This window comes from Minwuia sp. IMCC3060, assembly GCF_029909435.1.
In the GTDB taxonomy this organism is placed as follows: Bacteria; Pseudomonadota; Alphaproteobacteria; order Minwuiales; family Minwuiaceae; genus Minwuia.
In genome coordinates this window covers 276,705-301,736 of the sequence record NZ_CP123782.1, presented here as the reverse complement: position 1 = coordinate 301,736, position 25,032 = coordinate 276,705, and the positions used below count along the sequence as shown (strand labels likewise).

The 25,032-nt window shown below is 65.8% G+C and carries 23 protein-coding genes; 8 read left to right on the top strand and 15 right to left on the bottom strand.

Going from position 1 to position 25,032, the window contains the following annotated elements:
- Positions 1–10: 10 nt before the first annotated feature.
- The 3 genes from QGV54_RS01265 to QGV54_RS01255 all read left to right on the top strand — a co-directional run bounded on the left by QGV54_RS01265 (position 11) and on the right by QGV54_RS01255 (position 2,887).
- On the top strand, positions 11–298 hold the full coding sequence (locus QGV54_RS01265; RefSeq protein ID WP_281018691.1) for a DUF4031 domain-containing protein: 288 nt from the start codon (positions 11–13) through the stop codon (positions 296–298).
- Positions 295–1,479, top strand: a complete 1,185-nt coding sequence (locus QGV54_RS01260; RefSeq protein WP_281018692.1) for an FAD-dependent oxidoreductase — start codon at positions 295–297, stop codon at positions 1,477–1,479. The genes QGV54_RS01265 and QGV54_RS01260 overlap by 4 nt, the downstream gene beginning before the upstream one ends.
- A gap of 76 nt (positions 1,480–1,555) precedes the next feature.
- Positions 1,556–2,887, top strand: coding sequence for an aspartate aminotransferase family protein (locus QGV54_RS01255; RefSeq protein WP_281018693.1), 1,332 nt, complete (start codon positions 1,556–1,558; stop codon positions 2,885–2,887).
- Positions 2,888–2,918: 31 nt separating this feature from the next.
- Here QGV54_RS01255 and QGV54_RS01250 read toward each other — a convergent pair whose 3' ends face one another.
- The 3 genes from QGV54_RS01250 to QGV54_RS01240 all read right to left on the bottom strand — a co-directional run bounded on the left by QGV54_RS01250 (position 2,919) and on the right by QGV54_RS01240 (position 6,155).
- Positions 2,919–3,194, bottom strand: coding sequence for a hypothetical protein (locus QGV54_RS01250; RefSeq protein ID WP_281018694.1), 276 nt, complete (start codon positions 3,192–3,194; stop codon positions 2,919–2,921).
- A gap of 141 nt (positions 3,195–3,335) precedes the next feature.
- Positions 3,336–5,099: a PAS domain-containing sensor histidine kinase gene (locus tag QGV54_RS01245; protein ID WP_281018695.1), complete on the bottom strand. Its 1,764-nt coding sequence runs from the start codon at positions 5,097–5,099 to the stop codon at positions 3,336–3,338.
- A 21-nt stretch (positions 5,100–5,120) separates the two neighbouring features.
- Positions 5,121–6,155 (bottom strand): 4-hydroxyproline epimerase, encoded by a 1,035-nt coding sequence (locus QGV54_RS01240; RefSeq protein WP_281018696.1) that lies wholly within the window; start codon positions 6,153–6,155, stop codon positions 5,121–5,123.
- 99 nt (positions 6,156–6,254) lie between these two features.
- Here QGV54_RS01240 and QGV54_RS01235 point away from each other — a divergent pair, with 99 nt between their 5' ends.
- Both QGV54_RS01235 and pyk read left to right on the top strand, forming a co-directional pair.
- Entirely contained in the window at positions 6,255–7,526 is a 1,272-nt protein-coding gene (locus QGV54_RS01235; protein ID WP_281018697.1) for a glycerate kinase, read from the top strand.
- Positions 7,471–8,943, top strand: a complete 1,473-nt coding sequence (gene pyk / locus QGV54_RS01230; RefSeq protein ID WP_348637642.1) for a pyruvate kinase — start codon at positions 7,471–7,473, stop codon at positions 8,941–8,943. The genes QGV54_RS01235 and pyk overlap by 56 nt, the downstream gene beginning before the upstream one ends.
- Positions 8,944–8,955: 12 nt before the next feature.
- Here the strand turns inward: pyk and QGV54_RS01225 are convergent, their stop codons facing one another.
- The 5 genes from QGV54_RS01225 to QGV54_RS01205 all read right to left on the bottom strand — a co-directional run bounded on the left by QGV54_RS01225 (position 8,956) and on the right by QGV54_RS01205 (position 14,318).
- Positions 8,956–10,026, bottom strand: a complete 1,071-nt coding sequence (locus QGV54_RS01225) for a serine hydrolase domain-containing protein (RefSeq protein ID WP_281018699.1) — start codon at positions 10,024–10,026, stop codon at positions 8,956–8,958.
- Between the two features lie 109 nt (positions 10,027–10,135).
- Positions 10,136–12,172: an ASKHA domain-containing protein gene (locus QGV54_RS01220; RefSeq protein ID WP_281018700.1), complete on the bottom strand. Its 2,037-nt coding sequence runs from the start codon at positions 12,170–12,172 to the stop codon at positions 10,136–10,138.
- A gap of 19 nt (positions 12,173–12,191) precedes the next feature.
- Positions 12,192–13,115 carry a dihydropteroate synthase gene (locus tag QGV54_RS01215; protein WP_281018701.1) on the bottom strand — a complete coding sequence of 308 codons (924 nt, stop codon included), beginning with the start codon at positions 13,113–13,115 and terminating at the stop codon, positions 12,192–12,194.
- Positions 13,115–14,023, bottom strand: coding sequence for a methylenetetrahydrofolate reductase (locus QGV54_RS01210; protein WP_281020045.1), 909 nt, complete (start codon positions 14,021–14,023; stop codon positions 13,115–13,117). Before QGV54_RS01210 ends, QGV54_RS01215 begins: the two co-directional genes overlap by 1 nt.
- Positions 14,016–14,318 carry a virulence factor gene (locus QGV54_RS01205; protein ID WP_281018703.1) on the bottom strand — a complete coding sequence of 101 codons (303 nt, stop codon included), beginning with the start codon at positions 14,316–14,318 and terminating at the stop codon, positions 14,016–14,018. The genes QGV54_RS01210 and QGV54_RS01205 overlap by 8 nt, the downstream gene beginning before the upstream one ends.
- 204 nt (positions 14,319–14,522) lie before the next feature.
- On the opposite strand from QGV54_RS01205, the gene QGV54_RS01200 reads away from it, so the two are divergent.
- On the top strand, positions 14,523–15,179 hold the full coding sequence (locus QGV54_RS01200; protein WP_281018704.1) for a DUF899 family protein: 657 nt from the start codon (positions 14,523–14,525) through the stop codon (positions 15,177–15,179).
- Between the two features lie 17 nt (positions 15,180–15,196).
- Here QGV54_RS01200 and QGV54_RS01195 read toward each other — a convergent pair whose 3' ends face one another.
- From QGV54_RS01195 to QGV54_RS01185, 3 genes are all read right to left on the bottom strand, one after another.
- A complete protein-coding gene (locus QGV54_RS01195) occupies positions 15,197–16,870 on the bottom strand; it encodes a sensor domain-containing diguanylate cyclase (protein WP_281018705.1) in 1,674 nt (557 codons plus the stop codon).
- A gap of 112 nt (positions 16,871–16,982) precedes the next feature.
- Complete coding sequence (locus QGV54_RS01190) at positions 16,983–18,206, bottom strand: ABC transporter substrate-binding protein (protein WP_281018706.1); 1,224 nt, start codon at positions 18,204–18,206, stop codon at positions 16,983–16,985.
- 114 nt (positions 18,207–18,320) lie between these two features.
- The gene (locus QGV54_RS01185) at positions 18,321–19,010 is read right to left on the bottom strand and encodes a YggS family pyridoxal phosphate-dependent enzyme (protein WP_281018707.1); all 690 of its coding nucleotides are present in this window, start codon (positions 19,008–19,010) and stop codon (positions 18,321–18,323) included.
- A gap of 20 nt (positions 19,011–19,030) precedes the next feature.
- On the opposite strand from QGV54_RS01185, the gene QGV54_RS01180 reads away from it, so the two are divergent.
- Positions 19,031–19,624: a thiamine phosphate synthase gene (locus tag QGV54_RS01180; RefSeq protein WP_281018708.1), complete on the top strand. Its 594-nt coding sequence runs from the start codon at positions 19,031–19,033 to the stop codon at positions 19,622–19,624.
- A gap of 4 nt (positions 19,625–19,628) precedes the next feature.
- Here QGV54_RS01180 and QGV54_RS01175 read toward each other — a convergent pair whose 3' ends face one another.
- Complete coding sequence (locus tag QGV54_RS01175; protein ID WP_281018709.1) at positions 19,629–20,420, bottom strand: enoyl-CoA hydratase-related protein; 792 nt, start codon at positions 20,418–20,420, stop codon at positions 19,629–19,631.
- A 47-nt stretch (positions 20,421–20,467) separates the two neighbouring features.
- The gene (locus QGV54_RS01170) at positions 20,468–21,214 is read right to left on the bottom strand and encodes an SDR family oxidoreductase (protein ID WP_281018710.1); all 747 of its coding nucleotides are present in this window, start codon (positions 21,212–21,214) and stop codon (positions 20,468–20,470) included.
- A gap of 92 nt (positions 21,215–21,306) precedes the next feature.
- On the opposite strand from QGV54_RS01170, the gene QGV54_RS01165 reads away from it, so the two are divergent.
- Positions 21,307–22,065 (top strand): glucose 1-dehydrogenase, encoded by a 759-nt coding sequence (locus tag QGV54_RS01165; protein ID WP_281018711.1) that lies wholly within the window; start codon positions 21,307–21,309, stop codon positions 22,063–22,065.
- A gap of 88 nt (positions 22,066–22,153) precedes the next feature.
- On the opposite strand, the gene QGV54_RS01160 is transcribed toward QGV54_RS01165, so the two are convergent.
- Both QGV54_RS01160 and QGV54_RS01155 read right to left on the bottom strand, forming a co-directional pair.
- Positions 22,154–23,515: a pitrilysin family protein gene (locus QGV54_RS01160; protein WP_281018712.1), complete on the bottom strand. Its 1,362-nt coding sequence runs from the start codon at positions 23,513–23,515 to the stop codon at positions 22,154–22,156.
- On the bottom strand, positions 23,512–24,897 hold the full coding sequence (locus tag QGV54_RS01155; RefSeq protein WP_281018713.1) for a pitrilysin family protein: 1,386 nt from the start codon (positions 24,895–24,897) through the stop codon (positions 23,512–23,514). The genes QGV54_RS01160 and QGV54_RS01155 overlap by 4 nt, the downstream gene beginning before the upstream one ends.
- Between the last annotated feature and the right edge of the window lie 135 nt (positions 24,898–25,032).

Genomic DNA, 25,032 nt, shown 5'->3' with positions numbered 1-25,032 from the left:
GAACCGGAACATGGTGGTGATGGACCGGCCGCGCCGCCTGCCGGACGGGCGCATCACCGCGCACCTGCTGTCGGACCTGCATGGCGACGCGGCCTACCGCGAACTGCTGCCCGTGGCGCTGGCGCTCGGCTGCCACCCCGCGTTCTACCAGTATCCGGGCCGCTACAAGGCCCATTTCGACCTGATCGGTCAGCTGCGCATCAAGGCCGCGCTGGCGCATCCGGCCATCGAGACGGTACCCCGCCGGCGCATCGCCGAGATCCTGCGCCGCCGGAAGCTGCTGGAGGAGGGCGTGTGACCCGGTCCAGCGACATCGCCATCATCGGCGGCGGCGTGATCGGCGCGGCCATCGCCTGGTGGCTGAAGGCGCATTTCGCCTTTCCGGGATCGGTGACGGTGATCGAACCGGACCCGACCTACGCGGAGGGCGCGACGGGCCGTTCGCTTGGCTCCCTGCGCCAGCAGTTCTCCATGCCCGAGAACATCCTGCTCTCCCGCTTCGGCCTGGCGTTCGTGCGCGACATCCGCAACCGCATCGACCTGCCGGAGGACGAGGCGCCGGACGTGCAGTTCCGTGACGGCCATTACCTGTTCCTGGCGACGGAAGCGGGCGCGGAGGCGCTGCGCAGCAATGTCGCCGCACAGCAGGCGACCGGATCACCCGTGGCGCTGCTGACGCCGGAAGAGGTCCGGCAACGCTTTCCGTGGATCCGGGTGCACGACATCGCGCTGGCGGCGCTGGGGCTGCGGGACGAGGGCTGGCTGGACCCGCACGCGCTGTTGCAGGCCTTTCGCAGGGGTGCGCGTCGCGCCGGCGCAATGTTCCTGCAGGATCGGGTCACGGCAATCCGGTGCGCCAAGGGTCGCGTCTCTGAACTCTCGCTCGGCTCCGGCGAAACCATGGCGGTCGGTCAGGTGGTGAACGCGGCGGGGCCCTGGGCCGGGGCCGTCGCCGCCATGGCCGGGATTGCACTGCCGGTGGTGCCGCGCAAGCGCACCGTCTTTCACGTGACCACACCGACTCCGCCGACCGATCCGCTGCTGATCGTCGATCCCAGTGGCGTCTATGTGAGACCGGAGGGCAATGGCTTCCTCACCGGTTCCTCCCCCCTGCCCGGTGAGCCGGACCCGGACGGCGGCAGGCTCGACCCGGACTACGACCAGTTTGAGGGGCGCTGCTGGCCTGCCCTGGCGAACCGCTCGGCGGCCTTCGAGGCGCTGCGCATGACCGCTGCCTGGGGTGGCTTCTACGACTACAACGGCTTCGATCAGAACGCCGTGCTGGGGCCGCATGCGGAGATCACGAACTTCCACTTTGCCAATGGTTTCTCCGGCCATGGCGTGCAGCAGGCCCCGGCGGTCGGGCGGGCGCTGGCGGAGTGGCTGCTGCAGGGCCGCAGCGTCAGTCTGGACCTCGGACTGTTCAGCCATGACAGGATCGCCGCCAATCGCCCGGTGGTGGAACGCGGCATCATCTGAGCAGATCTGCATCTCCGCCCCTTGCGATCCGGCGTCAGGTGCAAAAGACTGGCGGTTCGGCCAACAGGAGGGCGCCATGTATCCCGATCCCGACTCCCGATCCGCGAAGCTGACCCAGCGCGCGATGGCGGTGCTGCCCGATGGCGGCAGCCGTTCCACCATTCGCCTGTCCCCACATGCAATCTACGTGCAGAAGGGATTCGGTTCCCGTGTGACCGACGTCGATGGCAATGAGCTGATCGACTTCAACAACAACTACACCTCCCTGATCCACGGCCATTCCCACCCGGACGTGGTTGCCGCCCTGCAGGAGCAGGTCGGGCGCGGCACCGCCTTCGCCTTCGCGACGGAGGCGGAGATCGAGCTGGCAGAGATGCTGACGGCACGGGTCGATGGCTTCGACATGATCCGGTTCTGCAATTCGGGATCGGAAGCCGTCATGAACGCGATCAAGGCAGCCCGCGCCTTCACCGGTCGCCCCAAGATCGCGAAGTGCGAGGGCGCCTATCACGGCTCTTACGACTTCGCCGAAGTGTCCCTGTCCGCCGGGCCGGAAAGCTGGGGACCGGAAGAACAGCCCAACAGCGTCCCCTACAGCCACGGCACACCACAGGGCGTGCTGTCGGATGTGGTGGTCATCCCCTTCAACGATCCCGAGCGGGCGGAGGCCATTCTCGACGCCCATGCGGATGAGCTGGCGGGCGTCCTGTTCGATCCGGTCTCGACCCAGGTCGGGCTGCTGCCACCGACAGCGGCCTTTCTGGACATGCTGTCACGGTTCCGGGAACGGTCCGGCGCACTGCTGATCTTCGATGAGGTCATTGCCTTCCGTCAGGCCTATGGCGGCAGTCAGGCGATACTGGGAATCCGGCCCGACATCTCGTCCCTCGGCAAGATCATCGGCGGTGGACTGCCTGTCGGGGCCATCGCCGGACGGCGGGAGGTCATGCAGGTGTTCGAAGTGGACGGCGCCAAGGCCCGGCTGCCGCATGGCGGCACCTTCAATGCCAATCCGATGACCATGGTGGCGGGACGTGCCGCGATGGCCAACTGGACGGAGGATGCGGTGGAGGACCTGAACCGCATGGGGGAACTGTGTCGGGAGAGCCTGCGGGAGGCCGTTCGGGTGGCCAATGTGCCGGGCCAGGTCACCGGCAGCGGCTCACTGTTCCGGTTCCACACCCATGGACGCGCGATGACCACCTATCGCGATACCCATCCTCAGGGGCAGGAGGGACAGCGAAACGAGCACCTGTTCAGGCATCTTGTTTCATCAGGCATCTATTCGACGCCCTACGGCCTCGGCTGTGTCTCGACGGCGACCGGAAAGGATGACGTGGAACGGCTGGCGGATGCCACCACCGACGCCCTGCGCACGATGCGGGAGGCGGGGCTGTTCGACGGCTGAGCCGGACCTGCGTCGGCCCCGTCGGCTGGTCTCAGCCGCGCTGGGCCTGCAACCGGGCCCGTGCGCGCTTCTGAGCCTCCGCGATCTCCGCGGCGCTCATCATCTCGGCCATTTCCTTGCGCTCCGTGCGGGCACGGGCGTCACCGGCGATGGCGGCGATGTTGAACCACATGTGGGCAAGGATCAGGCACTCGGCGCTGGTGTCCTCGGTCGCGTAGTAGAGGCCCAGGGTGTACTGCGCACCCTTGTCCCCACGCTCCGCGCGGATCAGAAGTTCCTTCGGAATTGTCGGATCATAACTTGCCATCTCAAGTCCTCCTTCGTGTCGGCCTTTCTGCCGGACTGGAGGTAAATTCTGGGCGGGGCTTCGTTAACGTTGGGTATCCGAAGGGTGAAGCAGTGATTAACACGGTCGCTTTTTCGGGTGATCCAGACGGTACTTCTGCAATCAACCGGCGGAGTCCGATGCTTCTTCCGTCACGCCACCGGCCGGAAAGCGCAGCGTAACGACCGTGCCGACACCCGGTTCCGAGGTGAGTTCGAGGGTACCGCCATGCAGCGCAATGAAGGACTGCACCAGCGGCAGACCCAGTCCGGTGCCGTCCTGTCTGCGCGACAGTCCCGCATCGGCCTGGCCGAAAGGCTCCAGAACACGCGGGATGTCCTTGGCCGCGATCCCGATTCCGGTATCCCTGACGGTCAGTGTCTGATCGCCCGAGGGCTCGGCGGTGATGCTGATCGTGATCTGGCCCCCCGGATCCGTGAACCGGATCGAATTGCCCAGCAGGTTCAGGATCATCTGTCGGATGACACGCTGGTCGCCCAGGATCGTCGGCAGATCCTCGGGCGCTTCCACCACCAGACGCAGCTGGGCCTCGTCCATCTTGGCCTGCATCAGCCGGACCACGGAGTCCGCCAGATCGCTCAGGTTGCAGTCATCGACATTCAGCTCGAAGCGACCGGCATCGACCTTGGACAGATCAAGGATGTTGTTGATGACGTGCAGCAGATGCAGCCCGCCCTCGTGAATGTCGCTCGCATATACCCGGTAGCGCTCGTCGCTGTGCGGGCCGAACATCTCGTTCATGAAGATCTCGGCGAACCCCAGAATGGCGTTCAGGGGTGTCCGCAACTCGTGGCTCATCATGGCCAGGAACTCGGATTTCGACGAGTTGGCCGACTCGGCCGTCACCTTGGCGCGGATCAGTTCCGCCTCGTTCTCCTTGAACACGGTCAGGTCGATCAGTGTCGTCACGACACCGCCCCGGCCGGCCTGGCGATGCCCGATGCCCAGCCAGCGTCCGTCCGGCAGGGCAACCACCTGCTGGCCATCGCAGGCATGGTACCGGGCGACCTGTGCGCTGATCCATTCCGGTGAAAAGTCTCCGTCCGCATTCTTCAGCAGATCCTCGAAGCTGCGACCCGACCGGGTAATCTCCGGCTTCAGTCGCAGCAGTTCGGCAAACCGGTCGTTGGCAACCACCAGACCGCCCTCCGAATTGAACAGGGCAAAGCCCTCGGTCGAACTGGCGATGGCGTCCAGCAGGTCCTGGCGTGCGGCGGAGAGTTCGGTCAGCAGCCGCTCTGTCGCCACCCGCCCGCGCACGCTCTCGACGAAGGAAATGTAGAAACTGCGCGCAGTCGTCAGCAAGGCCACCGTGTAGATCAGCGTCATGGCCGCCAGGGAAAGGCTGAGCACATCGTCGTGCAGCGCCAAGCGTACCGCGAAGGGCAGTAGACAACCGACCGTGTAACCGATGGATGCCGCCGGCAGGGTCGCGAGGATGGACGCACCGGCCGCGGCCATGCCCGCCTGCACCATGCCAATCAGCATCTGCTCCGTGCCCGGCATGATCGGGAACATGATGGCACAGCCGATGCCCCAGATCGTACCCTGCACCGTGGCCGCGATCGCGATGCGCCTGGGTCCACGCTCGCTGACGCGCTCCGGCGATTGCTTGCGCCGCCGCGCGACCCAGCGCAACAGGCCAGCCATGGAGAGCGCCACCATGATGATTGTCCAGACCAGCGCGAACACCGGCTGCTGTACCGAGCCCGCCACGCCGCCGGTCAGCAACGCATTGGCGGCAACCGCGATGAAGATCACAGGTGTGCGTCGCGACAGGATCGCCATCTGCTGCACACGGATTTCGTTGCCGGTCGCGGACTGACCGGTATCGTGTGCCACCCAGAATGTACTGATTCCGCCCATGCTGACTGCAACCCTTACAGATCAGGCCAACTGAAAGCCATGGGCATAGGGGTCATCTAACGTGATCATGATGGTATTCAGGCCAGTGATATGGGCCGTACCGCTGACTGACGGAATGATCGCGGCCTGACTTCCGATTTCCGTCGCGGCTTCCACCCGGCCATGAAACAGCGATCCGATGATCGATTCGTGGACGAAATCATCACCGACCGACAGCCGTCCGCGCGCCACGAGCTGTGCCATCCGGGCCGAGGTGCCGGTGCCGCAGGGCGAGCGGTCGATGGCCCGCTTGCCATAGAGCACCGCGTTGCGCGCATCCGCACCCGATACCGTCGGTGCACCGGTCCACATCACGTGGCTGACCCCCTGGATGGCCGGATCATCAGGATGGCTGACGCTTACGGCCCGGTTCAGCGCATCCCGCAGGGCGTTGCCCTGCGCCACCAGCCAGTCGACCTGATGATCGGCCAGATCGCGGAACACCGCCTGAGGCTCGACGATCGCATAGAAGTTGCCGCCATAGGCGATATCGACCGTCACCGGTCCCAGACCGGGCACCTCGACGGTCACATCCCGGGAATGCAGGAAAGCCGGCACATTCGTGATCCGCACGGAGGTCACCCGCTCCCCGTCCATCTCGCAGGTGGCGACAACCCGCCCGGCAGGCGTGTCGAGTGAAACTGTTCCCGGCACCTTCGGGTGCACCAGATGGCGTTCCAGTGCGACCGTCACGGTCCCGATGGTGCCATGGCCACACATCGGCAGGCAGCCCGAAACCTCGATGAACAGGATGCCGATGTCGCAGTCGTCGCGCGTCGGAGGCATCAGGATTGATCCGGACATGACGTCGTGACCACGGGGCTCGAACATCAGTCCGCTGCGGATCCAGTCGTGGTGCGCCAGAAAATCCGCCCGCCGGGCCATCATGGTGTCGCCCCGCAGCGCCGGCGCACCGCCCGCGACCACGCGCACCGGGTTGCCGCAGGTATGGGCATCGACGCAGAAGAAGGTCCCCTGCTTCCCGGTTTCGTCCCCATGCGGCGTCCGATCCGTCAATCCGCCCTGCCTTTCCTTCTCCGCGCGCCACCATTGCCAGCAGACACCGGCACTCCCTATTCTGGTCACTCCGCAACTGACCGCAATGGCCCGCGAGACATGAACGCCTTGACCAATGACCGCGCGCTGCTGGAGCGGCTGTTCCAGGCTGCGGTGGCGCGGGTACATCCTTCCCGGTGCGTGCCCGACCACCTGCCGGAGCCGCCGAAAGGCCGCACAGTCGTCGTTGGCGCCGGAAAGGCCGCGGCGGCGATGGCCCTCGCCTTCGAGACTGCCTGGCAGCATGATCTGACGGGTCTGGTGATCACCCGTTACGGCTTCGCCATGCCGACGGAACGGATCGGGGTTGTCGAGGCCGCACACCCCGTGCCTGACGACAACGGCATCGCAGCGACACGGCGCATCCTGGAAATGGTGCGCGGGCTGGGGCCGGACGATCTGGTGGTCTGCCTGCTGTCCGGTGGCGCTTCCGCCCTGCTGACAGCGCCCGCCGATGGTCTGACACTGGCTGACAAGCAGGCCGTGACCCAGGCCCTGCTGCGCAGCGGTGCCCCGATCCAGCACATCAACACGGTGCGCAAGCACCTCTCCGCCGTGAAGGGCGGCGGGCTGGCACGTGCGGCGGCCCCGGCGCGGCTGGTCACGCTGGCGATCTCCGACGTCGTGGGCGACGATCCGGCCATCATCGGTTCCGGCCCCACCGTCGCGGACCCGTCCCATGCCAGCGATGCGCTGGCGCTGATCGCGCACTACGGCATCCACCCGCCGGAGGCTGTCATGTCCCACGTGCGCGCGCGGCTTGATGTCGCCACGCCGCCCCTGCCGACCCCTGACTACCGCCTGATCGCGAGACCGCAGGATGCGCTCGACGCCGCGGCGACCCTTGCCGTCGCGGAGGGGCTGGAGCCGGTCATGCTGGGCGACGGGCTGGAAGGGGAGGCCCGGGACGTCGCCTGCCTGCATGGCGACATGGCCCGCAGGCTGCTGCACCGGCAGCGGCCATCCATTCTGCTGTCCGGTGGCGAACTGACGGTGACGGTGAAGGGCAATGGCCAGGGCGGCCCGAACCAGGAATATGCCCTGTCACTGGCGCTGGTCCTGGATGGCTGCGGCGGCATCACGGCGCTGGCCGCGGACACGGACGGGCTGGATGGCAACGGCGATGCGGCGGGTGCGTTCGTCGATACGGACAAACCGCTGTGGAACGGGCATCATGGCAGCAGCCCGGCGTCGGCACTTGCCGCGAACAACGCGGGCCCGGCGCTTGATGCGCTTGGTGCCCTGTTCCGTCCCGGACCAACCAACACGAATGTGAATGATTTCCGTGCCATCATCGTCCGACCACCAGAGGAGCCGTATCTTGCACCGTAAACGTCAGACGAAGATTCTCGCCACCCTGGGGCCATCCAGCTCGACCGCGCACAGGATCGCGGAGCTGTTCGATGCCGGGGTGGATGTCTTCCGGCTCAACTTCAGCCATGGCACCCATGCCGACCATCGCCGCCGCCACCGTGTGGTGCGCAGCCTGGAGGAAGCCCGTGGCCGCCCCATCGGCCTGCTCGCCGACCTGCAGGGGCCGAAGTTCCGGGTCGGCACCTTCGCCAATGGATCGGTCGAGCTGACCGCCGGATCGACCTTCGTGCTGGACATGAAGGACACGCCAGGCACCGAGAAGCGCGCGCCCCTGCCGCATCCTGAAATCTTCAAGGCGCTGCAGGCCGGATCGAACCTGCTGCTGGACGATGGCCGGATCCGCCTGCGGGTCGTGGACTGTGGCCGCACCAGCGCCAAGACGGAGGTCGTCACCGGGGGCAGCCTGAGCGACCGGAAGGGCCTGAACCTGCCCGACGTGGTGCTGCCGCTCGCCGCGCTGTCCGACAAGGACCGCAAGGATCTGGAGTTCGCCGCAGGCCTGGGGGTGGACTGGATCGCCCTGTCCTTCGTGCAGCAACCCGACGATGTGGCCGAGGCCCGCAAGCTCGCCGCCGGTCGCGCCGCCATCATGGCGAAGATCGAGAAGCCGGCCGCCGTGGAGCATATCGACGAGATCCTGGAACTCGCCGACGGCATCATGGTGGCGCGCGGCGACCTGGGTGTCGAAACCCCGGTCGAAGAGGTCCCGGCAACCCAGAAGCGGCTGATCCGCCGGGCGCGCCGCATGGGCAAGACGGTCGTGGTGGCGACACAGATGCTGGAATCCATGGTGGTCAGCCCCTTCCCCACACGGGCGGAGGTCTCCGACGTGGCGACGGCGGTCTATGACGGCGCGGACGCGGTGATGCTGTCGGCTGAGACCGCCTCCGGCGATCACCCCATCCTGTCGGTCGAGACCATGAGCCGGGTCATCGGCAGCGTTGAACGCGATGGCCACTATCGCGGCATTCTGGAGGCGGACCACGCGATCCCCGAACCCACCGCCTCCGACGCGATCACGGCGGCGGCCCGACAGGTGGCGGAGACCATCAAGGCCGCGGCCATCGTCACCTACACGACGTCAGGCTCGACAGCCCTGCGCGCCGCGCGGGAGCGTCCCTCAACCCCGATCCTGGGCCTGACACCCCGGGTCGAGACCGCGCGTCGGCTGGCGCTGGTCTGGGGCGTGCACTCGGCAGTGACGGAAGATGCCCAGAACTTCGCCGACATGGTGGAAAAGGCCTGTCATGTGGCCCGTCGCGACAGCTTCGCCGAACCGGGCCAGCGGCTGGTCATCACCGCCGGTGTCCCCTTCGGCACGCCGGGTGCCACGAACATCCTGCGAATCGCCTGGATCGGCGACGATCCGGCCTGATCCCGACCGGCTTCATTCGTTCCTGACGGCAGGCAGGGCGAAGTCGGTCAGCACCTTGACCGGCACCTTCCAAGCCTGCGGGTCATTGTAGTTGCCCGCGAAGACCACGACGGTCAGGCCGCTTTCGAGACCGATGGAAAGGCGCTGTCCGCCATTGCCGAAAGCGGCGACCCCCAGTGGCGGATCGCCCTTCGGGTGCAGCCACCAGAAGAAGCCGTAGCGCAGGCCACCCTGCAGGCTAGCACGTGCCCTGAAAGACTGTTTCAGCCAGTCTTCGGGCACGATCTGTCGCCCGGCGTGTCGTCCGCCGTTCTGGATCATCAGGCCGATGCGGGCCAGGTCCGGTGCGGTCATGCGAAGGCCTGATGCGGCGGAAGGTTCGCGATCGCCGCCCCGTCGCCATTCGAAGCGCAGGATACCCAATGGTTTGAACAGCTTGTCCCGAGCGTAGGCATCGAGGGGCATCCCCGCCCCTTTCGCGATCAGCCGCCCGATGAGAGCGGTTGCGCCACCGCTGTAGTTCCATTGTTCGCCGGGCGTGCTGATGACCGGCTGTTCCAGCACGTAGCGATAGCGATCCGGCGCCAGTTCCATGGCGATTTCGCTGTTGCGCGGATCGGTGTAGGGCAAGGTCTCGTCCCACGCCGTGCCCATGCGCATGGACAACACATGCCGGATCAGGATCGCCTTCCGCGCCGGATCCGCCGCCAGATCGGCATACTCGGGGAACTGGCTGACGACGGGTTCATCGACGGATGGCACAAGGCCCTCCGACAGGGCGATACCGTAGAGCAGGCTGGTGATGCTCTTGGTCACGGATCGCAGGTCGTGCAGGCTGTCCGGACCATGTTCGCGCACACCAAGCGCCCGGCCCCAGCTCTCGTCCGCACCCGGGAAATAGAGCTCGGCCAGAGTCTCGCCCCTGCGGATGATCAACGCGCTGTGCAGCCCGGGAAGTTCGCCGCTGGTGAAGGCTCTGGTCAGTTTCGCTTCCAGCGCCTGGTCGTTCGCCAGAGCCGCGCAGGCCTGCATCAACAGCGCCGGTGCCAGCACTATGGCCACCAGCCAGGATCTGATCGCCATGTCCAGGCACCTCCCCGGAATCATCCGACGTCCTGTCATCGCCGGACGCGACGGTCCGCAAATACTATAACCGGCGCGGAAGCGGAAGGAGAGCGTCCGTCGTCCGGTGTCAGCCCCGTTCGCGGCTGCGGCGACGTCGGCGACCACCGCCCGGGCTACTGCCGTCTGACGTGTCACGCCGCGCGGGCAGGTCCACGGCGGCGGCCAGGTGGGGAAAGGGTTCGATCTTGTTGGGCAGGGCCATGGCATTGACGAAATGCTCCTGGAACTTCGGTTCCAGCGCGGTTTCGATCTTCTCCACGTCCTTGACCAGTTGCTCGACCTCCCGGCGGTGCCCGCGATTGAGCAGCGCCATGCGCGCCCCCGTCCCCGCCGCATTGCCCACCGCAGCAACATGTTTCAGGTCGCAGTCGGGGATCAGGCCCAGCACCATGGCGTACTTGGGGTCGATGTAGCTGCCGAAGGCCCCGGCCAGGCGGACCCGTTCCACTGTCGCGACCTCCAGCTTGTCCATCAACAGCCGGATACCGGCATAGAGCGCGGCCTTGGCAAGCTGGATTGCGCGCACATCGTTCTGGCTGATGCTGATCTCCACATCGCCGCGCCAGAGCACATAGGAGAAGGTGCGCCCGTCCGCCCGGATGCGGTCGCTCTGCGCGACACGGGTGCCATCGATCACCCCATCCTCCGTGATGATCCCGGCCAGGAACATCTCTGCGATGGTCTCGACGATGCCCGAGCCGCAGATGCCCGTGACCCCGACAGCCGGAACATTGGTCGCGAAATCCGGTGCGTCCGACCAGTCGTCGCAGCCGATCACCTTGATGCGCGGCTCAAGGGTCACCGGGTCGATCCGCACCCGCTCGATGGCGCCGGGGGCCGCCCGCTGGCCGCAGGAAATCTCCGCACCCTCGAAGGCCGGGCCGGTGGGGGAGGAACAGGCAAGCACCCGCTCCCGGTTGCCCAGCACGATCTCCGCATTGGTGCCGATATCGACCAGCAGGGTCAGTGCGTCCGCCTTGTGCGGTGCCTCCGCCAGGGTCGCTGCGGCGGCATCTGCGCCGACGTGTCCCGCGATGCAGGGCAGGACGTAGACCCGCGCCCCGGGATGCAGGGTCAACCCGATCTCCCGCGCCGGCAGGGCAACCGGCCCCGAAACGGCAAGCGCGAAGGGCGCGCCGCCCAGCTCCCGCGGGTCGATGCCGAGGAACAGGTGATGCATCACCGGATTGGCAACGAAGGTCGCCTCCATGATGTCCGCAACGGTCGTGTCTGCCTGCGCCGCCACCTTCGCCGCCAGACCGGCGATGGCGCCGCGCACGGACTCGGTCAGGGCCGGCAGACCCTCCGGGTTCATCATGACGTAGGACACCCGGCTCATCAGATCCTCGCCGAAGCGGACCTGCGGATTGGCCGTCCCGGCGGAGGCCACTGTGCGCCCGCTCATCAGGTCGATCAGGTGCGCGGCGATGGTGGTGGAGCCGATGTCGACCGCCAGTCCGAACATGCGTTCCCGCAGGCCGGGCCAGAGACCGGTCAGGACCGGCCCGTCCCCATCATCATGAACAGCTGCGGTCACCTTCCAGTCACCGTCGCGCAGGGTGCGCTGCACCTGCGCCAGCAGGGGCGGATCGACGGTGATCCCGTCGATGCCCCATTCCGCCCCGAGCGCGGCCTTCAACCGGTCCAGGTCACCCAGCGGATTGGCCATGTCGGGCTGTTCCACCTCCACCAGCACCAGCCGGGTTGCCGGATCGCGTTCGATATCGCGAACCTCGGCGCGCTTGCGGATGACCTGCGCGTTGATGGCGGAATCGGTCGGCACATCGATGACCAGATCGCCCAGCACCTTCGCCTGACAGCTCAGCCGCCGGTCAGCGGCGAGGCTGCGGCGCCGGGTATAGCGATTCTCCGTCTCGTCCACCGGGGTGAGGTGATCGAGAGAGGACGTGATCTTGTGCTTGGCGAACTGCCCTGCCGTCGGTGTCACCTGACAGCGGCCACAGATGCCCCGCCCGCCGCAGACACTCTCCACATAGACGCCCAGTGACCGCGCGGCGTCGAGCAGGGGCGTGCCATGCGGAAACCGCCCGCGCCGACCGCTCGGCATGAACAGGACGAGCGCGTCAGCGACTGGATCGGTCATGTCAGGTTCCCGGACAGGGTCAGGCGGCGGAGCGACGGCGACGTTCACTGCCACGACGGCTGCGACGGCCTTCCCCCTCGCCACCCGTGGGGGCGGCATTCGGATCCCGGTTGGCGTTGAGCCAGGTCCGGCAATCCGGGTCGAAACCGTTCAGCACATTGGCGGCGCGGATCGCGTTCATGTCCTCCGCATGCAGCGGGTTCATGATGGCGGAGGTCATGCCCATCGCCGACGCCATGGAGAGGAAATGGCCATTCATCACCCGCCGGTTGGGCAGGCCGAAGCTGATGTTGGACGCGCCGCAGGTCGTGTTGACCTTCAGCTCCTCCCGCAGCCGCCGCAGCAACCGGAAAACCTGCCGCCCGGCATCATTCATCGCGCCGACCGGCATGACCAGCGGATCGACCACGACGTCGGAGCTGGGAATACCGTAGTCCGCGGCCCGCTCCACGATCTTCTTCGCCACCGCATAGCGCACGTCCGGATCGGTGGAGATGCCGGTCTCGTCATTCGAGATCGCGACGACTGCGGCGCCATGCTTCTTCACCAGCGGCAGGACGCGGTCGAGGGACTCGTCCTCGCCCGTGACCGAGTTCACCAGCGCCTTGCCCTGGTAGACGGCAAGCCCCGCCTCCAGCGCGTCGATGATCGAGCTGTCGATCGACAGCGGCACATCGACCAGCGACTGCACCAGCTGGATCGTCTCCGCCAGGATGCGCGGCTCGTCCGCCAGCGGAATGCCCGCATTGACATCCAGCATGGTGGCACCGGCTGCGACCTGGGCCAGTGCGTCGGCTTCCACCCGGCTATAGTCGCCTTCCTTCATCTCGGCGGCGAGCAGCTTGCGGCCCGTGGGATTGATCCGCTCCCCGATCACACAGAAAGGCTGGTCAAAGCCGATCAGGACTTCACGCGTGGCGGAACTGACAAGGGTTCGGGTCATCAACGGGCCTCGATCTGGATGGGCTGTGTATCTGTGGCGACGGCGAGACCATTGACCCAGGAGCCACGCTCATGCAGCCACTCGCTGGTCTTCTTCAGTCCGCCAAAGGGGAAGACATGCATCTGGCGCACGGGACCGGCCGGATCGGCGGCCCAGGCCGCCTCCAGCGGTGCCACCACCGGCTCCGGCGAGAAACCGGTGGCCAGCGCGGTGATCGCGCTCGCCCGCTTCTTCAGGAACCCGAGCGACGGCCCGACACCGCACATGGCGGCATATTTCAGCAGGGTCGTGATCTTCGACGGGCCGGCGACACCCATGTGGAACGGCAGCCGGTTGCCCGCCGCCGTGATGCGGTTGGCCCAGTCAACGAAGCTGTGCGCATCGAACCCGAACTGGGTGACGATATACAGGTCGGCATCGGTGCGGGTCGCGAAATCGTTCTTCTGCTGGATGGCCAGATCCAGCACCGCGTCGGAAATGTCGGGGCTGCCTTCCGGGTGACCGGCGACGCCGATGCGGACATAGCCGTAGCGGTCGAACAGGCCGCTCTCCAGCATCTCGATGGAGGCGGAGATCGGCCCCGCCTGACGCTCCGGGCTGCCCGCGATGGCCAGTGCCTCGTTCACGCCCGCCTCCTCCGCGAAGGCACGGATGCGTGCCTCCAGCGCCTCCCACGACGGCTGCCGACGGGCGGCGATGTGCGGCACCGCAACGAAGCCGCAGTCCTGCAGCACGCGGGCGGCACGCACCAGCCGCGCGGTATCGTCGGTACCAAGGTCGGTCAGATAGACACGGGTACCGACGGGAAACAGACCGGACAGATCCGCCGTGTCCAGAACCTGCTTCGGCGTCGCCTCGATGGAGGCGCCGATGCGCGGCGTGCCGCCGAAATGGATCATGTCAGTCATGGGCGTAGCCTCCGTTCGCGACCAGGGAGTTGAGATGCTCGTGCGAGAAAGTCGTTTCGAGCATGGCCGCGGCCTGCGCCGCCTCCTGCTCCAGATCGTCGCTGCAGCTTTCCGGATCGCCGCGCCGCCATGCCTCCAGATAGGCATCGGTGTCGCGGGCCCCGACCTTCATTGCTGTCCGGTCAATTGCCTTGATGAAACGTTCCGGCAGTTCGACGGTTGCGCGCTTGCGGCCCTTGCGCACGATCACCTGCGCCGGGATATCCCGCCAGTAAACGATGACTTTCTCGGCCATGATCTCTGCCCCTGCCATGGGAACGTCCTGAATCGAATATGGTCACCACGACGGCCTTCAGCATGGCTTCTGCACGACCAGTGGAAGTCGCTTTCGCGACAAAATGACCGAAATCCGACAGACAAGGCAGGAAGTGCCGTCGCTGTTCCCCGCCAGCAATGAACGCTACGGTGAACAGAATGTCTTTCACCGGAGGCGCATCGGATGAGCATGACCTTCCCCAACGAGAGCGCAGATTATCGCGCAGCGCGAACCAGACTGCTGGAGGCTGAGGCAGAACTGCGACAAAGGACAGAGGAGGTCGCGGCCCTGCGCCGGGCCCTGCCGCCGGGCGGCGAAGTGCCGGAAGACTATCTGTTCCTGCGAACCGGCGGCCAGACGACACGGATGAGTGACCTGTTCGCGACCGGACAGGATACCCTGGCCATCTACAGTTTCATGCTGGGTCCTGCCGCGACAGCACCCTGCCCGATGTGCGCCGCCTTCGTCGATTCCCTGGACGGCAATGCCCCGCATATCTGGGAGCGCCTGTCGTTGCAGGTGGTCATCAGCGGATCACCGTCACAGGCCGAAGCACTCGCCACCGGCCGTGGCTGGCGCAACATCGTGCCCCTCTCCGCCGCAGGCAGCTCGTACAACAGGGACTATCACGGCGAAGCACCCGATGGATCGCAATGGCCGATGCTGAACGTGTTTGAGAGACGCGAAGGGATCATCCGGCATTTCTGGTCGTCGGAACTGCTGGGAATGGAATGGGACAACCATCCCCGCCACATGGATCCGGCATGGCCACTCTGGACGTTCCTCGACTGGTCACCGGGCGGGCGCGGCGACTTCTTCCCGACCCTCGACCATGACTGACCGGGGATGCCCGGCCGTCAGTCCGGTGCAGCCTCGACGCGATTGCGCCCGTTCTTCTTGGCCTTGTAGAGCGCGTCGTCGGCACGCTTCATGGCCTCTTCCAGACTGGTCTCGCCATTCCTGAACAGGCTGATGCCGAGGCTGACCGTCAACCCGAATGTCCGCCCGTCATGCCTGACCTGAAGCTTCTCCACCGCCGAACGGATACGCTCGGCCACGCGCCTGGCACCTGACAGATCGGTCTCGGGCAGGATCACGGCGAACTCTTCACCGCCGACGCGCCCCAGCACGTCGATGGGCTGTCTCAGGCAGTCCGACACCGTGCCGGCAAAGGCCTTCAGGGCCTGATCGCCGCCCGCATGGCCGTACCTGTCGTTGACCGACTTGAAATGATCGATGTCGCAGACAATCACCGCCAGGCCGTGCCCATATCGCATGGCGCGACGGGCCTCCGCATCGGCAACGCGCGAGAAGCGATGGCGGTTCGCCAGGCCGGTCAGCGCATCGGTATCCGCCGCGCGGCGCAGCTCGGCCTCCAGCTCCTTCTGCAGCGTCATGTCGCGCACCACGCTCCCGATGCCGAGCACCTTGCCTTCCGCATCACGCAATGTGGTGGACCGCAGTTCCATCGGGATCCGGCGTCCATCCTTGTGAAGGGCCTCGGTCTCCAGGACGACCGGCTGACTGTTCTGCTGTACTTCCCGGATGTATCTGGCCATCAGCGCGACCCGATCGTCGGGACGCAGCATCGATGAAGGCTGGTTCAGCATTTCCTCCTTGGTGTGGCCATAGACACGCTCGCAGGCGCTGTTGACGTAGCCAATGGTGCCATCAGGGCGGATGTGGAAGACCGGATCGCTCAGATTCTCGACCAGATCGGCGAGCAACTGTGCCCGTTCCGCCGCCTGACGTTCCCGTTCCTCCAGCGCCATACGGTCACTGATATCAAAGGACACGCTGGCCATCGCCGTGATCTTGCCATCATCATCGATCAGTGGCGTGACTCTGAGGTGAACGGGAATCTGGATGCCGTCACCACGGCGGCGCCACGTATCGATCTCCACCGGCTTCTTGTCGCGCCTGATCGCCATACCGAATTCGGCCAGACGCGCCGTCTCGGACTCAGGAATGAAGATGTCATTGGGCTGACCGAGCATCTCCTCCCGCGACATGAGGTAGAGGTCGCAAGCGGCCTGGTTGCAGTAGATGATGCGCCGTTGGTTGCTGATCAGGATGATCGCGTCCATCGAACGGTCCAGCAGAAGGCTCAGATCGTCGGCCCGTTTCTCCGTCTCTCGCTCTGCAGTGACGTCCTGGGCCGTGCCGACCCTGAGATGCAGGGATCCATCGGCATTGTACAGGCTGCGAGTCGTCCATGAGAGGTGGATGGTCCGATCATCCCTGGTCCGCCAACGGCTCTCGAAGCGCCGTCCGTCAACATTCACCTGAAAGTTCCGCGAACCTTCCTCGATCTCTTCCGGACAGCGGAATTCCCAGACCTTCCTGCCCACGGCCTCATTGAAGGAATAGCCGGTGATTCGGGAAAATGCGGAATTGACCCACGCGATGGCGCCATCGGGCCGGACCGCCGTGAAGATGGCGTCGGTCGTATCGACCCGCGCCTCCAGGAAAAACGACTCCTGAAGGTCATCGTCCAATGCTTTGGGCGGGCCTGATACCTGCTTGCTCATGTCCCGAACCTGCACCCGAATGCATTAAGATTCTGTTCAGGAACATGACATGCAAACAGGGGCGACACCCGCGCCGCCCCTGTCCAACCCTGTACTGAACCCGATCGACGGCTCAGTCGATGTCATCCTTCGGGCGGATCTTGTTGACCACGTCCGGGCCCGGCAGGACGTCCTGACCGGAGACATAGCGCCAGCCGACCATCTCGCCCTTGCCGTCCCGGTTGAAGGTACGACCGACATAGGCACCCATCGTCGACTGGTGGTCGACACGACGGAAATAGATGGTCCCCAGCGGAGACTCGAAGCCGAGCCCGCGGAACGCCTGCACCAGCAGTTCGGTCTTGGTGGTCTGGCCCTTCTCGATTGCCGCGGCAATGGCCTGGATGGTCATGTAGCCCACCAGCGAACCGGTCTTCGGATCCTCGCCCCAACGGGCCTGGTAGTCACTCACGAAGGCCTTGTGCTCAGGCTTCTCGATGCTCGCCCAGGGATAACCGGTGACGATCCAGCCGTTCGGGGTTTCCTCGCCCAGCGGCTCCAGATACTCCGGCTCACCCGTCAGCAGGCTGGCAACCTCGCGCCCTTCGAAAAGGCCGCGCAGATTGCCCTCACGCACGAAGGCCGCCAGATCGCCGCCGAAAGTGACATTGTAGATCGCGTCGGGCTTCGCAGCCTCCAGCGCGCGGACGGTGACACCCGCGTCGATCTTGCCAAGTGCCGGCCACTGCTCCTCGACGAACTCGACTTCCGGCTTCAGTTGCTTCAGCACTTCCTTGAACACGGCAACCGCGTCCTGGCCATACTTGTAGTTGGGGGCAATCGTCGCCCAGCGCACGGCGTCCAGATTGGCCGCTTCCCGTGCCAGCAGGGCTGACTGCACGTAGGTCGAGGGACGCAGGCGGAAGGTGTAGCGGTTGCCCTTCGACCAGACCAGCGCGTCGGTCAGAGGCTCGGCAGCCAAGAACAGGACCTGCTTCTGTGCCGCAAAGTCGCTGACTGCGAGGCCGATGTGGGAGAAAAAGGTGCCTGCGAACAGATCAACACGTTCGCGGCTCAACAGTTCCTCCGCGATCTTCACGGCATTGCCCGGCTTGCCGCCATCGTCGCGGCTGATCACTTCCAGCTGGCGGCCCATGACGCCGCCTGCAGCATTGATCTGCTCGACGGCCAGTTCCCAGCCCTTCTTGTAGGGCTCGGTAAAGGCAGGCAGGGCCGAATAGCTGTTGATCTCGCCGATCTTGATCGGCCCTTCGTCCTGGGCCAAAGCACCCGACAGGCCCGCCGCCACTGCTGCAACCCCGGCAAAGGCTCCAAGCACACTTCTGCGCGTCAGCATGGTATCCTCCATAAACTCGTATCGAAGCGCCATACGACGCAACGCGATCAGTGTGAATCTTAACCAAAGCGCGCTATGTCGCAACCCTCGCGTGACAAACGTCACAGGTCTCGATCAGACGATCGGCGCGCGGTGACCGAATATGGCGGTGCCGACACGGACCAGCGTGGCGCCGAACTGGATCGCCACCTCGTAATCGGCACTCATCCCCATCGACAGCCCCCGAAGCCCGTTCCGCTCCGCGATCTTCGCCAGCAACGCGAAGTGCGGTGCCGGTTCCTGATCCGCCGGGGGAATGCACATCAGGCCCGCTAGCGGCAGATCATGGACCGCGCGGCAGCGTTCGATGAAGGCATCGGCATCCGCAGGCACGACGCCGGACTTCTGCGGTTCCTCCCCCGTGTTCACCTGGATGAAACAGGCGGGACGGCGGCCGAGTTCCGCCATCGCACGGGCGGCGGCGGCGGCAACCTTCTCCCGGTCGATGGAATGGATCACGTCGAACAGGGCAACCGCCGGAGCCACCTTGCGGCTCTGCAGGCCGCCGATCATGTGCAGTTCGGTCTCCGGAAAATCCGCCTTCAGCGTAGGCCACTTGTCCTCAGCCTCCTGCACCCGGTTCTCGCCGAAGATCCGCTGCCCCGCATCGATGGCGGGGCGGATGTGGTCCGCCGGATGGGTCTTGGAGACGGCGATCAGCGAGACCTCCGCCGGATCCCGGCCGGCGTCTCGGGCAGCCGCGTCGATGCGATCCCGCACTTCCTGCAGGGCGCGTGCAATGTCATGTTCGGCAGGTTCGGTCATGGAAGGCAGGGAATCACGGCGTGGGAACTGTTGCAACAATCCGTTCTGTCGCGGACCTGCCCGCCATTGCCATGCCCACCGACCTGTCACGCGTTCCCGACCCGGTTGGCGCGTCGCGCGGCCTGCCGGCAGGCGCGGCGATCATCCTGCGCGATGCCGGGCATCCCGACCGCCTGGCATGTGGCATTGCCCTGCGGCGTTCGACGCTGGCGCGGGGACAGGTGCTGCTGGTCGCCGGTGATCCGGCACTGGCGAAGGCACTGAATGCCGACGGCCTGCATGTTCCGGAACGCATGGCCGGGACCAAAGCGGTCCGTCACTGGCGGCGGGCAAACCCCGGACGGCTGATGAGTGCCGCCTGTCATTCCCTCGCCGCCCTGCGCCGGGCGGAGCGGGCAGGCGCGGACTTCGCACTGCTGTCGCCGGTCTTTCCAACGGCCAGCCATCCGGGTGGCCGCGTGCTGGGCCTCTACCGGGCGGCAGCGCTGGCTGCGGCGACCGACCTGGCGGTGCTCGCCATGGGTGGTATCGAACGGGGCAATGCCAACCGGTTACCGAAGGTCTTCGCCGGCTTCGCCGCCATCGGCATGTTTGCCGACGGCGGCGAGACGTGACGGCTTACCGCTTGTAGTGCTTGCGGAAATCAGGCTTCCGCTTCTCGGCCAGGGCGTTCACACCCTCCTTCGATTCGTCGGTGTCGTAGTAGAGTTTCAGGGCCTGGAACGCCATGCCGGAGATACCCCGTATCAACTCGGTATCGGCATTGAACGACTTCTTGGCCAGTGCGATCGCGGTGGGGCTGCGCTCGTTCAGCTCGTCACACCAGGCGCGCACTTCGGCGTCCAGATCCGGTTCCGGGACGACCTTGTTGACCAGCCCCATGGCTTCGGCCTCTGCCGCCGGGTAGCGACGGCACATGTACCAGATCTCGCGCGCCTTCTTCTCGCCGACCGAGCGGGCAAGCAGGGCCGTGCCGAACCCCGGATCGACGGAGCCCATCTTCGGTCCCACCTGGCCGAAGATCGCGGTATCCGCCGCGATGGTCATGTCGCAGAGCGTTGCCAGCACATTGCCGCCGCCGATGGCATAGCCGCGCACCTTGGCGATCACCGGCTTTGCCACATCCCGCAGCGCGGTGTGCAGCTCCTCCACCGGCATTCCGACGGTGCCACGGACACCGCCCTGGTACTGCCCGTCATGGTTCTTCTGGTCGCCGCCGGTGCAGAAAGCCTTCTGCCCCGCGCCGGTCAGCACGATGGAGCCGATGTCGGGATCATACCCGGCGGTCATCAGCGCATCGATCAGTTCCACCACGGTGTTGTAGCGGAAGGCGTTGTAGACCTCCGGCCGGTTGATGGTGATGGTCGCGGTATGGTCCTCGACCTCGTACAGGATGTCTTCGTAAGCCATGAATCTGGTTTCCTCACATGTTCTCGGTTCTGGTGGGCGCTGCTGTCTCAGCCGCTCATGCTCAGGCCACCGCTGACGCTGATCACCTGACCGGTGATGAAGGCCGCGTCGTCGGACAGCAGGAATGCGATCATGCCCGGGTAGTCCTCCGGCTGCCCCACCCGGCGCAAGGGGATGGCCCGCTCCAGCGCCGCGACGATCTTCCCCTCCGGATCGAAGTCCCGCAGCAGGGCCGTATCGGTCGGCCCCGGACAGACCGAGTTGCAGGTGATGCCCTGCCGCGCATGTTCGCGCGCCAGCGTCTTCATGAAGGCGATGACACCGCCCTTGCAATAGGAATAGACCGCCTCACCCGTCGATCCGACACGCCCGGCGTCGGAGGCAACGGACACGATGCGGCCTTCGCCACGTTCGGCCATCCGGGTCAGCACGGCATGGGTCACGTTGACCGGGCCGAACAGGTTCACATCGACGATGCGCTTCCACAGTTCCGCATCGCTCTTCAGGAACGGCACCATCTTGTCCCAGCCGGCATTGTTGACCAGACCACCGATGGGGCCGAGTTCGGCCTCCACCCTGTCGACCGCGGCGATGACCGCCGACTGATCCGCAATGTCCAGTCCGATGCCCATGGCACCATTGCCGATCTCTGCCGCCGCAGTCGCGGCACCGTCTCCGTTCAGATCCAGAATGGCGACCTTTGCGCCCTCCTCCGCCAACCGTCCGGCGGTCGCACGACCAATACCACCGGCTCCGCCGGTGAGAATGATCACCTTGTCCTTCAATCCACGCACATCGCCCTCCCCTTATTTGGACTTCACCTCAACCTTACAGATGATACGCTGGCTTACAATCGTGTGAAATTGGCGACCAGGGGAGGAATGCCATGCTGCAAGGAAAACGGATTCTCATAACAGGCGCGGGGGGCGGCATCGGCCAGGCTGCGGCCGTTCTGGCCGCGGCTGAGGGCGCGAAGGTCATGATCGCCGACGTCAATCAGGCCGGGCTGGAAGAGACGCTGGAGACCATGAAGGCCGCCGGTGGCGACGGGCAGATGCGGGTCACCGACGTGACCAGTGAAAAGGATGTCGAGGGACTGGTTGCCGACACCATCGCCGCCTTCGGGGGCCTGGACGGTGCCTACAACAATGCCGGGATCGAGGGCGACTGGGCCAAGACCGCCGAGTCGTCGCTCGACAACTTCAACCGTGTCGTCTCGGTCAACCAGACCGGTGTCTTCCTGTGCATGCGGGCCGAGATCCAGGCGATGCTGAAGGCGGGCACGCCGGGCTCCATCGTCAATACGGCTTCCATCGCCGGGATCGCCGGTGCGCAGTACATGCCAGCCTATGTCGCCTCCAAGCACGGGGTCGTCGGGCTTACGGCCAGCGCCGCCATGGAGTATGCGCGCAAGGGCATCCGCATCAATTGCGTCTGCCCCGGTCCCATCGAGACCCGGATGCTGAATTCACTGGCCAGCAATCATCCGCGTGCGGGCGATGCCCTTTCGGCCTCCACCGCCATGAAGCGGCTGGGTCAGCCGGTCGAGATTGCCCAGGCTGCCTGCTGGCTGATGTCGGATCGCGCATCCTACATCACCGGCGTCGCGCTGCCGGTCGACGGCGGGATGATCGCCGGTCCGTGAGGCAAGACGCTGCTCCGAACTGAAGTAGACCACGCCGTGCCCGGGCTTGCCCCGGGCACCCGGTCTCCCACGCCGCTGACGACCGGACCTACTGGCCTGTGGCCAGACCCACGGGCTGCCCGACCGCGACGGCCAGCATGCCATCCAGATCGAGGATGCGGCGGGCGACACGTTTCACGTCGTCGATCGTGACCGCATTGATCAGTTCCGGACGGCGCGCGACATAGTCCTTGCCCAGATCATAGCGCTGCAGCGCCACCAGCAGACCGGCAATGCCCTTGTTGGAGGTCAGGCGCAGCGGGAAGGCCCCGTTCATGTTGGCCTTGGCGTTCGCCAGCCGCTCCGCGTCCGGGCCGGTCTCCGCATACTCCCGGATGGTCTCGCGCAGCACCTGCCAGGCCTCGGCAGCCCTGTCGTTGCTGGTCGACAGTCCACCAAGCCAGAGGCCATCGCGGTCACTCGGCCGCAGATAGCTGTAGATGCCATAGGTCAGGCCACGCTTCTCCCGCACCTCTTCCGTCAGCAGGCTGCTGAAGCCGCCGCCGCCGAGCATGTGGTTCATGACACGGGCAGCGTCATAGTCGGGATCGTCGCGTTTCAGCCCCGGCAGGCCGAAGATGAAGGATGTCTGCGAGGTCGGAAAATCGGAAACGGTCAGGCCCCGTTCCGGCTGCATTGAAACATCACCCAGGCCCAGCGGCACCGCACGCTCCGGCAGGCTGCCAAAGGCCGCGTCCAGCAGATCCTTCAGTGCCTCCGGTGAAACATCACCGACGACCCCGATGATCAGGTTGTTGCGTGCCAGGCGCTGCGCCACGAAATCACGCAGATCATCCGGTCCGATGGCGGCAACCGTTTCAAGTGTCCCCTCCACCGGGCGGCCATAGGGATCATCGCCATAGGCCAGAGAAGAGAACAGGCGACCGGCAATGCTGTTCGGATCCTGCGCCGAACGGGCGATGCCGGTCAGGATCTGGCGGCGGATGCGCTCCACGGGCTCATCGTCGAAGCGCGGGCTGGTCAGGGCCTGCCCGGTCAGCCGAAACGCCTCGGCCGCGTTCGCGGTCAGGGTCTGCAGTGACAGGGAGAAACTGTCCCGCCCGGCATCGAAACTCAGCCGCACGGCAAGATCATCCAGCCGCTGCTGGAACGCCTGGGAGTCGAGGTCCCCCGCCCCCTCGTCCAAGAGGCCGGAAACCAGGTTGGCGCGTCCGGTCAGCGCCGCCGGATCAGAGACCGCGCCGCCGTCGCGCCATATTGCGGAGACGGCGATCATCGGGATCGAGGGTTCCTGTTTCAGCCAGGCAACCACACCCCGGTCGCTGACCACTTCGATGATGTCGCTGTCGGCGGCCTGTGCCTGCACAGGTCCCTGCAGGACAGCGAGACCGAGACACAGGGTCAGACCGGCAACTGCGGCCCGGTGCAATCCGGCAAGATGAAAACTCATGACTTCTCCTCCGGCGACAGGATCGCGGTAACGGAACGTTCCATCCTGAAGACTGCCCGCGCGGCCTCGACCACATCTTCCGAGGTCACGGCGCGGACGCGGTCGGGCCAGCTCTCCACATCGTCCACAGTTGCGCCAGCGGTCAGGGCATTGCCGAAGATGCGCGCGCCCGTGAACAGGCTGTCACGGGCGTAGATCGCATCGGCCAGCAGCCCGGTGCGCGCGCGTTCCAGTTCCGCCTCAGTGACGCCATTGGCGATGATCTCAGCCAATGCGGCATCCATCGCGGCCTCGACAGCCGCAACGTCAGTGTCCGGTGCAGGCGTCGCGTAGAGGCCGAAGTTGCCCGGTCCGCGACTGACACCCGAATACCAGGCGCCTGCAGAGACCGCGATGCCCTGATCCACCACCAGCGCACGATAGAGGCGGCTGGTGCTGCCACCGCCCAGGATCTCCGACAGGAAATTGAGCGGCGCACTGCGTGACCGCTCGCCCCAGCCGATGCTGTCCGCCAGATACTGGCGCTGCCACGAGGTCACGGCGACGCGGGGATCGCTGTGCAGCACCCGCCGCGCCGCACGGTGCGGCGGCTCCAGCGGCAGCGGTTCCACGACCGTGTCCGGATTGGCCGGGATGACACCATAGTACTTCTCCGCCAGCGGTTTCAGGTCCGCGGCGGTGATGTCACCCGCCACGATCAGGATCGCATTGTTCGGCGCGTAGTAGCGCTTGTAGAACGCCATCGCGTCCTCGAGGCTCAGCTTCTCGATCTCCTCCTGCCAGCCGATCACCGGTCGGCCATAGGGATGCTGCAGGAACAACGCCGCGCGCGCCTGCTCACCGAATTGTCCCTGGGGTGTGGAGTCGGTGCGCTGGCGCCGTTCCTCCAGCACCACGTCACGCTCCGTCGCCACATCGTTCTCGTCCAGGCGGAGATTGACCATCCGGTCCGCCTCCATCTCCATGACAAGTTCCAGCCTGTCGCGGGCAATCGTCTGGAAGTAGCCCGTATAGTCGAGCGAGGTGAAGGCATTGTCGCGCCCGCCATTGGCCGCAACGATCTTGGAGAAATCCCCCGGTGCGATCTTGTCCGTCCCCTTGAACAGCAGATGCTCCAGGAAGTGCGCGACACCGGATCGGCCCACCGGTTCATCCGCCGAACCCAGCCGGTACCAGACCATGTGGACCACCACCGGCGCCCGGTGGTCGGGGATCACCACGACCTCCATGCCATTGTCGAGACGGAAGGTCTCCGCGTTGAAGAGCCCGGCAGATGCACGATCCACGGGCCAGATCAGCAGCAGCGGCAGCAGCAGCAGAAGGGCAAGCAGGGGCAGACGGGCGGGGGTGGAGGCAGGCGTGGGCAGCGGTACGCGGGACAAGCGATCTCTCCGTGTGCGGTACAGGCGGTCGGCTTTCGTATCCGCAACATGTGGCCAGATGGAGGCAGTTTGACAAGTCACGCCTCGGCGACCGCGCCACCTTGACTCGACCAGACCGGGGCGGATGATCGGCAG

Coding starts and splice junctions, on each gene's coding strand:
- QGV54_RS01265 (WP_281018691.1), top strand. CDS start 11: ATGGTGGTGATGGACCGGCCGCGCCGCCTGCCGGACGGGCGCATCACC.
- QGV54_RS01255 (WP_281018693.1), top strand. CDS start 1,556: ATGTATCCCGATCCCGACTCCCGATCCGCGAAGCTGACCCAGCGCGCG.
- QGV54_RS01250 (WP_281018694.1), bottom strand. CDS start 3,194: ATGGCAAGTTATGATCCGACAATTCCGAAGGAACTTCTGATCCGCGCG.
- QGV54_RS01245 (WP_281018695.1), bottom strand. CDS start 5,099: ATGGGCGGAATCAGTACATTCTGGGTGGCACACGATACCGGTCAGTCC.
- QGV54_RS01235 (WP_281018697.1), top strand. CDS start 6,255: ATGAACGCCTTGACCAATGACCGCGCGCTGCTGGAGCGGCTGTTCCAG.
- pyk (WP_348637642.1), top strand. CDS start 7,471: ATGATTTCCGTGCCATCATCGTCCGACCACCAGAGGAGCCGTATCTTG.
- QGV54_RS01225 (WP_281018699.1), bottom strand. CDS start 10,026: ATGGCGATCAGATCCTGGCTGGTGGCCATAGTGCTGGCACCGGCGCTG.
- QGV54_RS01220 (WP_281018700.1), bottom strand. CDS start 12,172: ATGACCGATCCAGTCGCTGACGCGCTCGTCCTGTTCATGCCGAGCGGT.
- QGV54_RS01215 (WP_281018701.1), bottom strand. CDS start 13,115: ATGACCCGAACCCTTGTCAGTTCCGCCACGCGTGAAGTCCTGATCGGC.
- QGV54_RS01210 (WP_281020045.1), bottom strand. CDS start 14,023: ATGACTGACATGATCCATTTCGGCGGCACGCCGCGCATCGGCGCCTCC.
- QGV54_RS01205 (WP_281018703.1), bottom strand. CDS start 14,318: ATGGCCGAGAAAGTCATCGTTTACTGGCGGGATATCCCGGCGCAGGTG.
- QGV54_RS01200 (WP_281018704.1), top strand. CDS start 14,523: ATGAGCATGACCTTCCCCAACGAGAGCGCAGATTATCGCGCAGCGCGA.
- QGV54_RS01195 (WP_281018705.1), bottom strand. CDS start 16,870: ATGAGCAAGCAGGTATCAGGCCCGCCCAAAGCATTGGACGATGACCTT.
- QGV54_RS01190 (WP_281018706.1), bottom strand. CDS start 18,206: ATGCTGACGCGCAGAAGTGTGCTTGGAGCCTTTGCCGGGGTTGCAGCA.
- QGV54_RS01185 (WP_281018707.1), bottom strand. CDS start 19,010: ATGACCGAACCTGCCGAACATGACATTGCACGCGCCCTGCAGGAAGTG.
- QGV54_RS01175 (WP_281018709.1), bottom strand. CDS start 20,420: ATGGCTTACGAAGACATCCTGTACGAGGTCGAGGACCATACCGCGACC.
- QGV54_RS01165 (WP_281018711.1), top strand. CDS start 21,307: ATGCTGCAAGGAAAACGGATTCTCATAACAGGCGCGGGGGGCGGCATC.
- QGV54_RS01160 (WP_281018712.1), bottom strand. CDS start 23,515: ATGAGTTTTCATCTTGCCGGATTGCACCGGGCCGCAGTTGCCGGTCTG.